This window comes from Aureimonas phyllosphaerae (assembly GCF_900113065.1).
GTDB lineage: Bacteria > Pseudomonadota > Alphaproteobacteria > Rhizobiales > Rhizobiaceae > Aureimonas > Aureimonas phyllosphaerae.
Genome location: NZ_FOOA01000007.1, coordinates 83,703 through 97,912, shown reverse-complemented (window position 1 = coordinate 97,912; position 14,210 = coordinate 83,703). Strand labels below are relative to the sequence as shown.

The 14,210-nt window shown below is 68.7% G+C and carries 10 protein-coding genes; all 10 read left to right on the top strand.

The window, feature by feature from the left end:
* The first annotated feature begins 169 nt into the window (after nucleotides 1-169).
* The 10 genes from aceA (at nucleotide 170) to BM175_RS10785 (ending at nucleotide 14,199) form a co-directional block, all read left to right on the top strand.
* Nucleotides 170-1,456: an isocitrate lyase gene (gene aceA / locus BM175_RS10825; protein WP_090963072.1), complete on the top strand. Its 1,287-nt coding sequence runs from the start codon at nucleotides 170-172 to the stop codon at nucleotides 1,454-1,456.
* A 35-nt stretch (nucleotides 1,457-1,491) separates the two neighbouring features.
* On the top strand, nucleotides 1,492-1,749 hold the full coding sequence (locus tag BM175_RS10820) for an SMc00767 family acetate metabolism repressor (RefSeq protein WP_090962916.1): 258 nt from the start codon (nucleotides 1,492-1,494) through the stop codon (nucleotides 1,747-1,749).
* A 248-nt stretch (nucleotides 1,750-1,997) separates the two neighbouring features.
* Nucleotides 1,998-3,413, top strand: a complete 1,416-nt coding sequence (locus BM175_RS10815) for a glutamine synthetase family protein (RefSeq protein WP_425285271.1) — start codon at nucleotides 1,998-2,000, stop codon at nucleotides 3,411-3,413.
* Nucleotides 3,406-4,698, top strand: a complete 1,293-nt coding sequence (locus tag BM175_RS10810) for an NAD(P)/FAD-dependent oxidoreductase (protein WP_090962915.1) — start codon at nucleotides 3,406-3,408, stop codon at nucleotides 4,696-4,698. Before BM175_RS10815 ends, BM175_RS10810 begins: the two co-directional genes overlap by 8 nt.
* Before the next feature lie 66 nt (nucleotides 4,699-4,764).
* Nucleotides 4,765-5,373, top strand: a complete 609-nt coding sequence (locus tag BM175_RS23075; protein WP_244545964.1) for a biliverdin-producing heme oxygenase — start codon at nucleotides 4,765-4,767, stop codon at nucleotides 5,371-5,373.
* Nucleotides 5,370-7,958: an HWE histidine kinase domain-containing protein gene (locus BM175_RS10805; protein ID WP_244545963.1), complete on the top strand. Its 2,589-nt coding sequence runs from the start codon at nucleotides 5,370-5,372 to the stop codon at nucleotides 7,956-7,958. The genes BM175_RS23075 and BM175_RS10805 overlap by 4 nt, the downstream gene beginning before the upstream one ends.
* A gap of 126 nt (nucleotides 7,959-8,084) precedes the next feature.
* Entirely contained in the window at nucleotides 8,085-9,563 is a 1,479-nt protein-coding gene (gene zwf, locus BM175_RS10800) for a glucose-6-phosphate dehydrogenase (protein WP_090962913.1), read from the top strand.
* Between the two features lie 7 nt (nucleotides 9,564-9,570).
* Nucleotides 9,571-10,272, top strand: coding sequence for a 6-phosphogluconolactonase (gene pgl, locus BM175_RS10795; protein WP_090962912.1), 702 nt, complete (start codon nucleotides 9,571-9,573; stop codon nucleotides 10,270-10,272).
* Nucleotides 10,273-10,314: 42 nt separating this feature from the next.
* Nucleotides 10,315-12,129 carry a phosphogluconate dehydratase gene (gene edd, locus BM175_RS10790; RefSeq protein ID WP_090962911.1) on the top strand — a complete coding sequence of 605 codons (1,815 nt, stop codon included), beginning with the start codon at nucleotides 10,315-10,317 and terminating at the stop codon, nucleotides 12,127-12,129.
* Nucleotides 12,130-12,243: 114 nt separating this feature from the next.
* Nucleotides 12,244-14,199, top strand: a complete 1,956-nt coding sequence (locus tag BM175_RS10785) for a polysaccharide biosynthesis protein (protein ID WP_090962910.1) — start codon at nucleotides 12,244-12,246, stop codon at nucleotides 14,197-14,199.
* Nucleotides 14,200-14,210 lie beyond the last annotated feature (11 nt).

The window sequence follows — 14,210 nt, the reverse complement described above, 5'->3', positions numbered from 1 at the left end:
TTTTACAAACCGACCGGCCGGCTTGTCGGGATCGCGACAACCCGACACGAATTGCGAGGGCATTCCTGCAGATCAGGGTCGCTCCGAGAGCCCAAGCTTGTCAATTTCTTTCCACGGACGCCGCTTCGAGACGGCGCGCCAGGACGGACCGGACACAGGAGCCATCGCGATGACCGATTTTTACACGCTCGTTCCCAGCGCGCCCGAAGGTCGCTTCGACGGTGTGGAGCGCGCCTATACGGTGGCCGATGTCGAGCGGCTGCGCGGCTCGGTCGCGATCCGCCACACGCTCGCCGAGAACGGCGCCAACCGGCTCTGGAAGCTTCTCCACGAGGAGGACTTCGTCAACGCGCTCGGCGCGATGACCGGCAACCAGGCGATGCAGCAGGTCCGCGCCGGGCTGAAGGCGATCTACCTGTCGGGTTGGCAGGTCGCGGCGGACGCCAACACGGCCGGCGCGATGTATCCCGACCAGTCGCTCTATCCCGCCAACGCCGCGCCCGAGCTCTGCCGCCGCATCAACCGCACGCTGCAGCGCGCCGACCAGATCGAGACGGCGGAGGGCTGCCATTCGGTCGACACGTGGTTCGCGCCGATCGTCGCCGACGCCGAGGCCGGCTTCGGCGGACCGCTCAACGCCTTCGAGATCACCAAGGCCTTCATCGAGGCAGGCGCGGCCGGCGTCCATTTCGAGGACCAGCTGGCATCGGAAAAGAAGTGCGGCCATCTCGGCGGCAAGGTGCTGATCCCGACGGCGGCGCATATTCGCAACCTCACCGCCGCGCGGCTCGCCGCCGACACGATGGGCACGCCCACGCTCGTCATCGCGCGCACCGACGCCGAGGCCGCGACGCTCCTCACCTCCGACATCGACGAGCGCGACCGGCCGTTCGTCGATCACGACCGGGGCCGCACGCCGGAGGGCTTCTTCCATGTCAGGAACGGCCTCGAGCCCTGCATCGCGCGCGCCATCGCCTATGCGCCGCATGCCGACCTCATCTGGTGCGAGACCTCCAAGCCCGATCTCGCGGAAGCGCGGCGCTTTGCGGAAGCGGTGCGGCGCGAGCACCCCGACCAGATGCTGGCCTACAACTGCTCGCCCTCGTTCAACTGGCGCAAGAATCTCGACGAGGCGACGATCGCGACGTTCCAGCGCGAGCTCGGCGCGATGGGCTACAAGTTCCAGTTCATCACGCTCGCCGGCTTCCACCAGCTGAACTTCGGCATGTTCGAGCTGGCGCGCGGCTACCGCGACCGGCAGATGGCTGCCTATTCCGAGCTGCAGGAGGCCGAGTTCGCAGCGGAAGCGAACGGCTACACCGCGACGCGCCACCAGCGCGAGGTGGGCACCGGCTACTTCGACGCGCTCGCCACGGTGATCGGCGGCGGCGCCTCCTCCACCACTGCCATGCACGGCTCCACCGAAGCCGCGCAGTTCCGCCACGCCGCTGAATGACCATCCGCCACCCAACCGCGACAAGGAGAAGCACCATGAGCAACGTCAGCCCGATCGAGCGTCCCCGCACCCATGTCCGCGAGCGCGCCGAGGCGCAGGCGAGCACGCTGTCGGAGGACGCACAGAACGCCATCCGCATCCTCGCCAACGACCTGCACCGCCTCAACCAGTCCGTGATGCGCGCCGTCGAGGCCGGCGTGTCGGTCGAGCTCGTCCGCTCGGCCCGCCATCACGGCGGCGACGGAAGCTGGGGCGACCTGATGATCCCGGTGGTGCTCGCCGGCCGCATCTGAGCTGGCGCCCTGCCCTCGACCTGAGCCTCCGGCGCCCTGCCGCCGGAGGCTTTCGGCTTTCCCGGCAACCGGCTATGCTTTTGCCATCTGCCCCTTGCCAGCAGGACCGCATGCAGGACCGTACCCGACCGCCCAAGCACGACGCCGGCGCCTTGTCGAAGATCAAGCGCGACAAGCCCAAGCGACGCGGTGCACCGGAGGCGCGGACGATCGGCAAGGTGTCGGGCGCGCCGGCGGAACGGCCGCGAATTGCCAAACCCGTCCCCGCCGCGGCCGTGGACCGCTCCGGCTTCCTCGATTCCCGACGCGGCGTGCGCTCCATGGCGGAAGCCGCCGAATGGCTGCGCGTGCGGGGCATCGAGGATCTCGAATGCATCACGCCCGACCTTGCGGGCGTCGCGCGCGGCAAGATGATGCCGGCCAAGAAGTTCACCGGCAACACGTCGCTGGCGCTCCCCTCCGCGCTCTTCATGCACACGATCTCGGGCGAATACCCGGAGGAGACGGGCTCGTTCCGCTATTCGCCGAACGACGGCGACCTGAAGCTCGTGCCGGACCTCTCGACGCTGTCGGCCGTGCCTTGGGAAACCGACCCGACGGCGCAGGTGATCTGCGATCTCGTGGACACGGCGGGAGAGGCGGTCGGCTACACCCCGCGCAATGTGCTGAAGCGCGTCGTGAAGCTCTACGAGGACCGCGGCTGGCGCCCGGTGGTCGCGCCCGAGATCGAGTTCTACCTCGTCTCCAAGAACGTCGACCCCGACTATCCCCTGACGCCGCCGATCGGCCGCTCGGGGCGCCAGATCCAAGGCGGGCAGGCCTATTCAATCGGCGGCATCAACGAGTTCGACGAGCTGATCGACGACATCTACCACTTCTCCGACGGGCAGGGCCTCGAGATCGACACGCTGATCCACGAGGACGGCGCGGCGCAGCTCGAGATCAACCTGCGGCACGGCAACCCGGTGGAGCTGGCCGACCAGGTCTTCATGTTCAAGCGCACGATCCGCGAGGCGGCGCTGAAGCACGACATCTACGCGACCTTCATGGCGAAGCCCATTCAGGGCCAGCCGGGCTCGGCCATGCACATCCACCAGTCGGTCGTGGATCTCGCGACCGGGCGCAACGTCTTCTCAGGTGAAGACGGCTCGCCGTCGCCGCTGTTCTATCACTTCCTCGGCGGCATGCAGCGCTACGTGCCGGCCGCGCTCGTGATGATGGCGCCTTACGTCAACTCCTATCGCCGCCTCACCTACGGCATGTCGGCGCCGACCAACAACGCCTGGGGCTTCGACAACCGCACCACGGCCTTCCGCGTGCCGGCGTCGGACGCCGCCGCCCGGCGCGTCGAGAACCGCCTGCCCTCCTCCGACGCCAATCCCTACCTCGCGCTCGCGGCCTCGCTCGCCTGCGGCTGGCTCGGCATGGTCAACGCGGTGGAGCCGGACCAGCCGACCGACCGGACCGTCAACGAGGACGGCGTGATCTCGCTGCCGCGCGGCCTTCTCGAGGCGGTCGCCGCCTTCGAGGCGGAAGAGGCGTTCCAGGAGGTGCTGTCGAAGGAGTTCGTCGGAACCTATGCCGGCATCAAGCGCGGCGAGCACGAGACCTTCATGCAAGTCATCAGCCCGTGGGAGCGCGAGTTCCTGCTCCTGAATGTCTGAGCCCTACCAGTCCCCGATCTCGCCGGGCCGGTCCTGGTACGAGGACTCCGTCGGCGAGCGCCCGCGATATCCGGCGCTCGACGGCTCGGCCCGCGCCGACGTGCTCGTCATCGGCGGCGGCTTCACCGGCCTGTCCGCCGCGCTCCACCTCGCCCGCGCCGGCATCGATGTCGTCGTCTGCGAGGCCGCCCGGATCGGCGACGGCGCCTCGGGGCGCAACGGCGGCCAGTTCGGCACCGGCCAGCGCCTCTGGCCGGAGGAGATGGAAGAGAAATACGGGCTGGAGCCCGCCCGCCGCCTCTTCGCGATGGCGGAGGAGGCCAAGGCCGGGCTGCACGAGACCATGGTGCGCGAGGGCATCGCCGCCGATTTCCGCCCCGGCCAGATCTCGCTCGCCCATCGCACGCGCTATGTCGACGAGTTCCGCCGGCATGCCGACCATCTCGCCGAGCGCTACGACTACCCGCATCTGCGCTTCATGGACCGCGAGGAGACCGCCGAGCGCCTCGGCTCCAGCACCTACCATGCCGGCCTTCGCGACGTCGGCACCGGCCACCTCCACCCGATGAAGCTCCTCGTCGGCCTCGGGCGCGCGGCCGCCCGTGCGGGGGCCAGGCTCTGCGAGGAGACGCGCATCGAAAGCCTGACGCGGACTGCCGCCGGGCTCTGGGAGGCGCGAACGGCGCGCGGGACGATCAGCGCCGCGCGCGTGCTTCTCGCGACAAACGCCCATGGCGGCCGGCTGGAGCCGAGGAGCGCCGCACATGTCATGCCGATCCGCTCCTTCATCGCGGCGACCGAGCCGCTGGCCGAACCGGACCGCGTGCTGCCCGGCAACGAGGCGGCGGACGATTCCCGCTTCGTGGTGCGCTATTTCCGCAAGAGCGCCGACGGGCGGCTCCTCTTCGGCGGTCGCGAGGCCTACACCTCGGCGTCGGGCGACATCGCCGGGCAGATCCGCAAACAGGTCGTCTCGATCTGGCCGCACCTGTCCGACGTCCGCTTCACCCACGCCTGGGGCGGCTCGGTGGCCGTCACCATGCCGCGCATGCCCTATGTCGCGGAAACCCAGCCGGGCCTCGACGTCGTCGCCGGGTTCTCGGGCCACGGGGTGATGCTGACGCACTGGACAGGCAAGCTCTACGCCGACCGGCTGACCGGCCACGGCGACCCGCTCGCCGCCCTTCGCGATCTCGACATCCCCGCCTTCCCCGGCGGGACGTGGCTGCGCGCGCCGCTCCTGTTTCTCGCCATGACGTGGTACGCCTTGCGCGATCGGTTGTGATGACGGAAAAGGGCGAAAGGAACGGTCGCGTTTCCATTTTGTCCGATCTATCAGAAGTTGCTGGATTTGAGCGCCATCCCCGCCCCCTCCCGCTCCGAACCCTCGCTGCGGGATCGGCTGCGCGCGGACACACAAGCGGCGCACGAGGCGCTCGACGCATCCTTCGCCGATATGTTCGCGGATGCCTCCGGCGCGCAGTACCGGCGCTTCATCGCCATGAACCTTCAAGCCCACCAAGCGATCGAGCCGGTGCTGTCGCAGAGCCCGCTCGGACGGCTGGGTGCGGACGGCGACCACGCCGACCGCCTGGAGGCGGCGCGCCGCGACGCGGAGGTCCTCGGCATCGAACCGCGTGCGGCGGCACCGTTTTCGTTGCCGCGACCGGATATCTTCGAGGCTTTCGGCATCGCCTATGTGCTGGAAGGCTCGCGCCTGGGCGCTAAATACATGTCGCGCGCCATCAAACGTGATGAGCGACTTTCTGGCGCGCGCTGGCCGACTCACTATCTGGAGGCCTCCAGCGACGCGCGCCCGTTCACATGGCTGCTCGATCGCATGGCGGCCGAGCCGGCGGGCGAGGCGGACATGCGGCGGGCCGTGGCGGCAGCGGACGCGACGTTCCGCTACTTCCGCATGCTGTGCGGGGACGACGACAAGAGGACGACCCGCGCTTGACGATCCAGCCACCGCCGTTCGGCGACGTCGACATCACCAACTGCGAGCGCGAGCCGATCCAGTTTCTGGGTCGGATCCAGAACTTCGGCTATCTGCTGGCGGTGTCGACCGACTGGCTGATCGAACGCGTCTCGACCAATATCGGTGACGTCGTCGGGCGCGAGCCCGAAAGTCTTCTCGGCGAATCCGTCCTCACCATCGTCTCGGAAAGCGCGCTCCACTCGATCCGCGGCCGCCTGCAGATCCTGTCGGGCGACAACGGGGCCGAGCGCATCGTCGGCCTCGACCTCTTCGGCACCGGTACGCGCTTCGACGTGGCGATCCACGTGTCCGCCGGCTCGATCATCATCGAGGCGGAGCCGCAGGCCGAGCGGCCGTCGACCAATCCCGGCGCGCTCGTCAAGAGCATGATCACGCGGGTTCAGAAGACGCAGGGGCTCGACGGGCTCTACAAGGAAAGCGTGCGCCAGCTGCGCGGCATCACCGGCTTCGACCGCGTGATGCTCTATCGCTTCGCGAGCGAAGGCGCCGGCTCCGTGATCGCGGAGGCCGCGCGCTCCGGCATCGGCTCGTTCCTCGGCCTGAACTATCCGGCGACCGACATTCCGCCCCAGGCGCGCGCGCTCTACGTGCGCAACCAGGTGCGCCTCATCGCGGACGTCCAGTCCGAGACGGTGCCGGTGATCCCGGAGTTCGATCCGCACGGCAAGGCGCTCGACCTGTCGCTGTCGGTGCTGCGCTCGGTCTCGCCGATCCACATCGAATATCTCACCAATATGGGCGTCTCGGCCTCCATGTCGGTCTCGATCGTCATCGACGGCCAGCTCTGGGGCCTTTTCGCGCTTCACAACTACGCCCCGCGGCATCTCGCGATGGAAGTGCGCGCGGCAGCCGAACTGTTCGGCCAGATGGTCTCGCTGATCATCGAGGGGCGCCTTGCCAAGGAGCAGCGTCAGCTGGAGGAAGCCGGTCGCGTCCTGCACGACCGCTTCGTCTCGCGCATCGTCGCGGCGTCCTCGACGCTCGACACGATCGGCGAGTTCGCCGACGACCTGCGCGAAATCATCCCCGCCGATGGCTTCGCGGTCTACGTGAAGGGCGAGGCGCAGTGCTACGGTCATTGCCCGTCGCCCGAAGAGATCGCCCATCTCGCGCGCTTCCTCAACCGCGCGGGCTCCGGCCGAATCTTCGCGACCGACGAGATCTCGGCGGTCCATCCGCCGGCAGCCGACTACATCGAACGCGCCTCGGGGGTCCTTGCGATCCCGATCTCGCGCTCGCCGCGCGACTATCTCCTGTTCTTCCGGCGCGAGATCATCCAGACCGTCACCTGGGCGGGCGACCCGAAGACCAAGGAGCGGACGGTCGGCCCGAACGGCGTGCGCCTGACGCCGCGCAAGAGCTTCGAGGCCTGGAAGCAGACCGTCCACGGCAAGAGCTTCCCATGGACCGTCAGCGAGACCAAGGCCGCCGAGGGGCTTCGCGTGTCGATCCTCGAAGTGCTCCTGCGCTTCAACGAGGAGTCGCAGCGCCAGCAGACGCTGGCGACGCAGCGCCAGGAACTCCTGATCGCCGAGTTGAATCACCGTGTGCGCAACGTCCTCAGCCTGATCCGGGCGCTGGTCGTTCAGTCGAAGCCGGGCGCCGCGACCGTCGACGAGTTCGCCGCGATCATCGGCGGGCGCATCCAGGCGCTGGCGCGCGCCCACGACCAGATCACCAGCGCCGACGCGGGCGCGGTGACGCTGAGCGACATCATCCGCACCGAGGTCTCGGCCTATATCGGCGAGAAGGCGGGACGCGTCCTGATGTCGGGCCCCGAGATCGTCGTCGAGGCCGTGACCTTCTCGACGCTGGCGCTGGTGTTCCACGAACTCGTGACCAACTCGGCCAAGTACGGCGCCCTGTCGGACTCCTCGGGCAGCGTCGCCGTGAACTGGTACATCGACGAGAACGACGCCTGCCGCATCGAATGGGCCGAGAGCGGCGGGCCGCCCGTCACCGCGCCGACGCGCCGCGGCTTCGGATCGACGATCATCGAGCGCTCCATTCCGCACGACCTGTCGGGCGAGGCGCGCATCGACTACCACCTCGCCGGCGTGCGCGCGCATTTCACCCTGCCCGGCAACGTCTTCCATCTTGCCGGCGATCCGGGTGCGCCCGTCGCGCAGGCTCCGGTCGAAACGCAGTCCGCCGCGGCGCCCGTCGCGGCCCTCGCCGGCCTTCGCGGCCTCGTGGTCGAGGACAACCTCATCATCTCGCTCGACGCTGAGCAGATGCTCGCCGAACACGGGATGACGGAAGTCTTCACCGCCGCCAGCGTCGGCGAGGCGCGCAAGGTGATCGAGGGTCAGGCGATCGACGTCGCGCTGCTCGACGTCAATCTCGGCTCGGAAACCTCATTCCCGCTGGTGCGCGACCTCAACACCAAGGGCATCCCCTTCGTGTTCGTCACCGGCTACGGCGAGGCGATCGAGTTTCCCGAGGAAGCACGCGGGGCCGATGCGGTGAAGAAGCCGTTCGTCAGCGATCTTCTGGTCAGCGCGATCGCCCGCGCGGCCGCGCGCCGTCCTCGCAAACCATGATGCGTCCCGCCGTTCGGGCCTTGGCCCGGACGGTTCGACCTTTCCTTTTTCAATCGATTGAATTATCCACGGCTGCGGGATCGGATCGGCTGTAACCGGTTCCCCGCTGAACGGAGAAGGCATCGCGTGTCCAGTCAGATCATTCCTGTCGAATGCTTCGACTACATCGTCTTCGGCGGCAACGGTGACCTTGCCGAGCGCAAGCTCCTGCCCGCGCTCTACCACCGGGACCTCGACGGCCAGATCCCGCCCGGCGCCCGCATCATCGGCGCCTCGCGCACGCCGTTCACCGACGAGGAATACCGCGCCTTCGGCCGCGAGGCGCTGAACAGCTTCGTCGGCGAGGCCCATCGCACCGAGGAGGCCGTCGAGCGCTTCCTGTCGCGTCTCTACTACCGCCAGGTCGACGCCAGGAGCGAGACCGGCTGGGCCGAGCTGAAGAGCCTTCTCGACGAGGCGGGTCAGGACCGGATCCGCGCCTTCTATCTCGCCGTCAGCCCCAGCCTCTTCGGCGACCTCGCCTCCTCGGTGAAGCGTCACGGCCTCGCGCACGAGAAGACGCGCATCGTCGTCGAAAAGCCGGTCGGGCGCGACCTCGCCTCGGCGAAGGCCCTGAACGCCTTGATCGGCGAACATTTCGACGAAAGCCAGGTCTTCCGCATCGACCACTATCTTGGCAAGGAGACGGTGCAGAACCTGATGGCTCTGCGCTTTGCCAACATGCTCTACGAGCCGCTCTGGAACTCGGCCTATGTCGACCATGTCCAGATCACGGTGGCCGAGAGCGTCGGCCTCGAGGGGCGCGCGGGCTACTACGACAAGGCCGGCGCGCTGCGCGACATGGTGCAGAACCATATCCTGCAGCTGGTCTGCCTCGTGGCGCTGGAGCCGCCGTCCGCGATGGACGCCGACGCGCTGCGTGACGAGAAGCTGAAGATCCTGCGCTCGCTGAAGCGCATCGACGAGAGCAACATCGAGCACCTCACCGTTCGCGGCCAGTACAAGGCCGGCGCCTCCAACGGCGGCGCGGTGAAGGGCTATCTCGAGGACCTCGGCGAGCCGACGAGCGACACCGAGACCTTCGTCGCCATCAAGGCCGAGATCAACAACTGGCGCTGGGCGGGTGTGCCCTTCTACATCCGTACCGGCAAGCGCCTGTCGGAGCGCATGAGCGAGATCGTCGTCACCTTCCGGCCGATCCCGCACTCGATCTTCGACAACGCCGCCGGCCACGTGCAGCAGAACCAGCTCGTCATGCGCCTGCAGCCCGACGAGGGCGTGAAGCAGTGGCTGATGATCAAGGACCCCGGCCCCGGCGGCATGCGCCTGCGCCACGTGCCGCTCGACATGAGCTTCGCCGAGAGCTTCCACGTGCGGAACCCGGACGCGTACGAGCGTCTTCTGATGGATGTGATCCGGGGCAACCAGACCCTGTTCATGCGCCGCGACGAGGTCGAGGCGGCGTGGGAATGGGTCGACCCGATCCTCAAGGCCTGGGATGCGCGCGCCGTGCGTCCGCAGGGCTACACGTCCGGCACCTGGGGCCCCTCCTCCTCGATCGCCCTGATCGAGCGCGACGGGCGCACCTGGCACGAACCCGATTGAGGCTGGAATGACGATACGCGAGCACCATTACCCGACGCGCGAAGCGCTGGCCGAGGCGCTGGCGACGGGCGTCGCCGCGGTTCTTTGCGGCGGCATCGCGACGCGCGGCCAGGCGGTGCTCGCGGTCTCCGGCGGCTCGACGCCGAAGCTCTTCTTCCGGACGCTGGCGAAGGCCGATCTCGACTGGTCGCGCGTCACCGTCTGCCTCGTCGACGAGCGCTGGGTGCCCGAGACGAGCGACCGCTCCAACACGCGCCTCGTGCGTGAGAACCTCCTGACGGGACCGGCCGCGAGCGCGCGGCTCGAACCTTTATTCGAGGAGGGGGCGAGCGCCCGCGAGGCCGAGGACGAGGTATCGCGGCGCCTGGCGGCCCTGCCCCGCCCATTCGACGCCGTGATCCTCGGCATGGGCAACGACGGGCACACCGCCTCGTTCTTTCCGGGCGCCGATCGCCTGGCCGAGGCGATCGACCCGCAAGCCGGGCACCGCGTCCTTGCGATCGGGGCGCCGGGCGCCGGCGAGCCGCGCATCACGCTGGCACTGCCCTTTCTCCTCGAGGCGCGCCTTCTCGCGCTGCACATCGAAGGCGACGAGAAGCGCGAGACGCTGCAGAAGGCGCTGGCCGACGGAACGGTCGCCGAAATGCCGGTCCGCTCCGTCCTTCGCGCCCCGCGCGAGGAACCCTTGCAAGTCTTCTGGGCGCCCTGACGCGCCGCAAACCACACCCCTGCGACCCGAAGGGATGATGCCATGGCCGCCGACCGCCGCATCGAAGAGATCACCAACCGCATCCGCGAGCGCTCCAAGCCGACGCGTGAGCCCTATGTCGACCGCATCCGCCTGAAGGGCGAGAGCGCGCCCAAGCGCACCGCCCTCAACTGCGGCAACCTCGCCCACGGCTTTGCCGCCTGCGGTCCGACCGACAAGGCGCGGCTGACCGGCGACGCCACGCTCAATCTCGGCATCATCACGTCCTACAACGACATGCTCTCGGCCCATCAGCCGTTCGAGACCTACCCTGAGATCATTCGCCAGACGGCGCGCGAGGCTGGCGCGACGGCGCAGGTCGCGGGCGGCGTGCCGGCCATGTGCGACGGCGTCACGCAAGGCCAGATCGGCATGGAGCTGTCGCTCTTCTCGCGCGACGTGATCGCCATGTCGGCCGCTGTCGGCCTCAGCCATGACATGTACGACGCCGCCGTCTATCTCGGCGTCTGCGACAAGATCGTGCCGGGGCTCGTCATCGCGGCGCTCTCCTTCGGCCACCTGCCGGCGATCTTCGTGCCGGCGGGCCCGATGACGACGGGCCTGCCCAACGATGAGAAGGCGCGCATCCGTCAGCTCTACGCGGAAGGGAAGGTGGGCCGCGACGCGCTGCTCGAGGCCGAATCGAAAAGCTACCACGGGCCGGGCACCTGCACCTTCTACGGCACGGCCAACTCCAACCAGATGCTGATGGAGATCATGGGCCTGCACACGCCGGGCTCGTCCTTCGTCAATCCGAACACGCCGCTGCGCGACGCCCTGACCCGCGAGGCGACGCGCCGCGCCCTCTCGATCACCGCGCTCGGCAACGAGTATACGCCGGCCGGCCTCGTGGTGGACGAGCGGGCGGTGGTCAACGGCGTCGTCGGCCTCCATGCCACCGGCGGCTCGACCAACCACACGCTGCATCTCGTCGCGATGGCCGCCGCAGCCGGCATCCAGCTGACCTGGGCCGACATTTCAGACCTCTCGGAGGTCACGCCGCTGCTCGCGCGCGTCTATCCCAACGGGCTCGCCGACGTGAACCACTTCCAGGCTGCCGGCGGCATGGGCTTCCTGATCCGCGAGCTCCTGTCCCACGGGCTCCTGCACGACGACGTGCGCACCGCCTGGGGCACCGGCCTCTCGGCCTACACGGTCGAGGCGAAGCTCGGGGACGAGGGGCAGGTCGTGCGCGTACCGGCGCCGGCCGAAAGCGGCGATCCGAAGGTTCTCACCACCGCCGACAAGCCCTTCTCCTCGAACGGCGGCCTTCGCGTCCTCAACGGCAATGTCGGCAAGGCCGTCATCAAGGTCTCGGCGGTGAAGCCGGAAAAGCGCGTCGTCGAAGCGCCAGCCCGCGTCTTCCACGACCAGGACTCGCTGCAGCGCGCCTTCAAGGCCGGCGAACTGACGGGCGATTTTGTCGCCGTCGTGCGCTTCCAGGGCCCGAAGTCGAACGGCATGCCCGAGTTGCACAAGCTGACGCCCTCGCTCGGCGTTCTGCAGGACCGCGGCCAGAAGGTTGCCCTCGTCACCGACGGGCGCATGTCCGGCGCGTCCGGCAAGGTACCGGCCGCGATCCATGTGACGCCGGAAGCCCTCGACGGCGGGCCGATCGGCAAGATCCGCGACGGCGACCTGATCCGCCTCGACGGCGAGGCCGGCACGCTGGAAGTGCTCGTGGATCCCGCCGAGTTCGCGCGTCGCCCCAACGCCGAAGCCGACCTTTCGGGCAACGAGGTCGGGCTCGGGCGCGAGCTCTTCGCCGTGTTCCGCCGCGCCGTCGGCACCGCCGATACGGGTGCCAGCGTCTTCTGACGCCGGCACCGCGGCCGGCCGTTCGCGTGACATTTGCCGCCGTTCGGTTAGAGGTTCGCAGGAGGTGAAGCCGCCCCGGCGGCTTTTCCGCGCCCCTGCCCTTCGGAACTGCCGATGCTGCCTCGCCTTCTGTCCCTTCTGCCCCGCGGCTCGTTCCGCTCGCTCGGCATCGTCCACGACGTCCTGATCGCGGCCATCGCGATCTCGCTGTCGCTCGGCCTCGCCTTCGGCTTCCGCATCACATTCAACAACTGGCAGATCTGGTCGCTGATCGTCGCGTTCACGGCGCTGTCGGCCGCCATGTTCCCGCTGTTCTCGCTGAACAGCGGTGCCTGGCGCTATGCCTCGCTCCTCGACGTCCTGTCGATCGTCAAGGCGGTGACCGCGATCAACGTCGTCTTCCTCGCCGGCCACTTCATCCTGTTCCGCGGCCTTTACCTGCCGCGCTCGTCGCTGGTGATGACGTGGTTCATCATGATCGTCGGTCTCGGCGGCCCGCGCCTCGCCTACCGCCTGTGGAAGGAGCGCGGCCTGTCGGCGCGCTTCTTCGACACGAGCGGCATTCGCGTGCCGGTCGAGAACGTCGTGATCTACGGCTTCACCGACAATGCCGACCTCTTCATCCGCGACGCCCGGCGCTCCCACCACGGCGTCCACATCGTCGGCCTCGTGGACGACAAGGCGAAGAACCAGGGGCGCCAGCTTCACGGGGTGAAGGTGCTCGGCGCCCTCGCCGACCTGCCGGAGATCGCCCGCCGGGCCGAACTCGGCGCGACGCCGATCAACCAGCTGATCGTCGCTAAGGCCCAGGTGCCGCCGGCTGAACTTGCGGCCGTGGTCGAGGTCGCGGCGCCCCTCAAGATCGCGGTGAAGCGCCTGCCCGATATCTCGCGCGCCGGCGATCTAGGCGAGGCGCCGATCGAAGTGCTTCCCGTCTCGCTCGAAGACCTCCTCGGCCGCCGCGAGATCCGGCTCGACATCGACGAGGTGGCGCGGCTGATCGAAGGCCGCTGCATCGCGGTGACAGGCGCCGGCGGCTCGATCGGCTCCGAGCTCGTGGCGCAGATCGCCTCGTTCAAACCGAAGCGCCTCGTCCTCATCGACGCCGGCGAGTTCAACCTCTACTCGATCGGCCGCCGCATGGCCGACCAGCATCCGGGCGTCGAGACCGTCGAGCGCGTCGCCGACGTGCGCCAGCGTGCGCGCATCATGGCGATCTTCGACGAGTGGAAGCCGGAGGTGATCTTCCACGCGGCGGCGTTGAAACACGTGCCGATCGTCGAGGAAAACCCGCTCGAGGGCATCGAGACCAACCTTCTCGGCTCGCGCAACGTCGCGGACGCCGCCCTCGGCTGCGGGGCACTCGCCTTCGTCATGGTGTCGACCGACAAGGCGGTGAACCCGACCAACGTGATGGGCGCCACCAAGCGCGCGGCGGAAGCCTATTGCCAGGCGCTGGACCTCGGCCAAGCCGGCACGCGCTTCATGACCGTGCGCTTCGGCAACGTCATGGGCTCGGCGGGCTCGGTGATCCCGCTCTTCCAGAACCAGCTGTCGCGCGGCGGGCCGCTCACCGTCACCGATCCCGACATCACCCGCTTCTTCATGACGATCCCGGAAGCCTCGCGGCTGATCCTCCATGCCGCGGGCCACGGCATCGCCGACCGCGCGGCGGAGGGGCAGATCTTCGTGCTCGACATGGGCGAGCCGATCCGCATCACGGAACTCGCCGAGCGGCTGATCCAGCTGGCGGGCCTCAGGCCCTACAAGGACATCCGCATCGAGTACACGGGGCTTCGAAAGGGCGAGAAGCTCTACGAGGAACTGTTCGGCGAGGGCGAAACCCGCGAGGACACCGGCCTGCCCGGGCTTCTGATCGCCCGCTCGCGCGTTTCGGACGTCGCCTTCCTGCGCGCCCGCTTCGAAGCGATCGCAGAGGCGATCGCCGCCGGCGACGCCCCAGCGGCCGTCGCCCTTCTCTCGGACGTGGTGCCGGAGTTCGGCCGCGCGCGCCTGTCGAACGCGGCCCTCATCAGCCCCGCCCTGCCGGCGCCGCGCCCGGAGGCGTAGCGCCCCTGGCG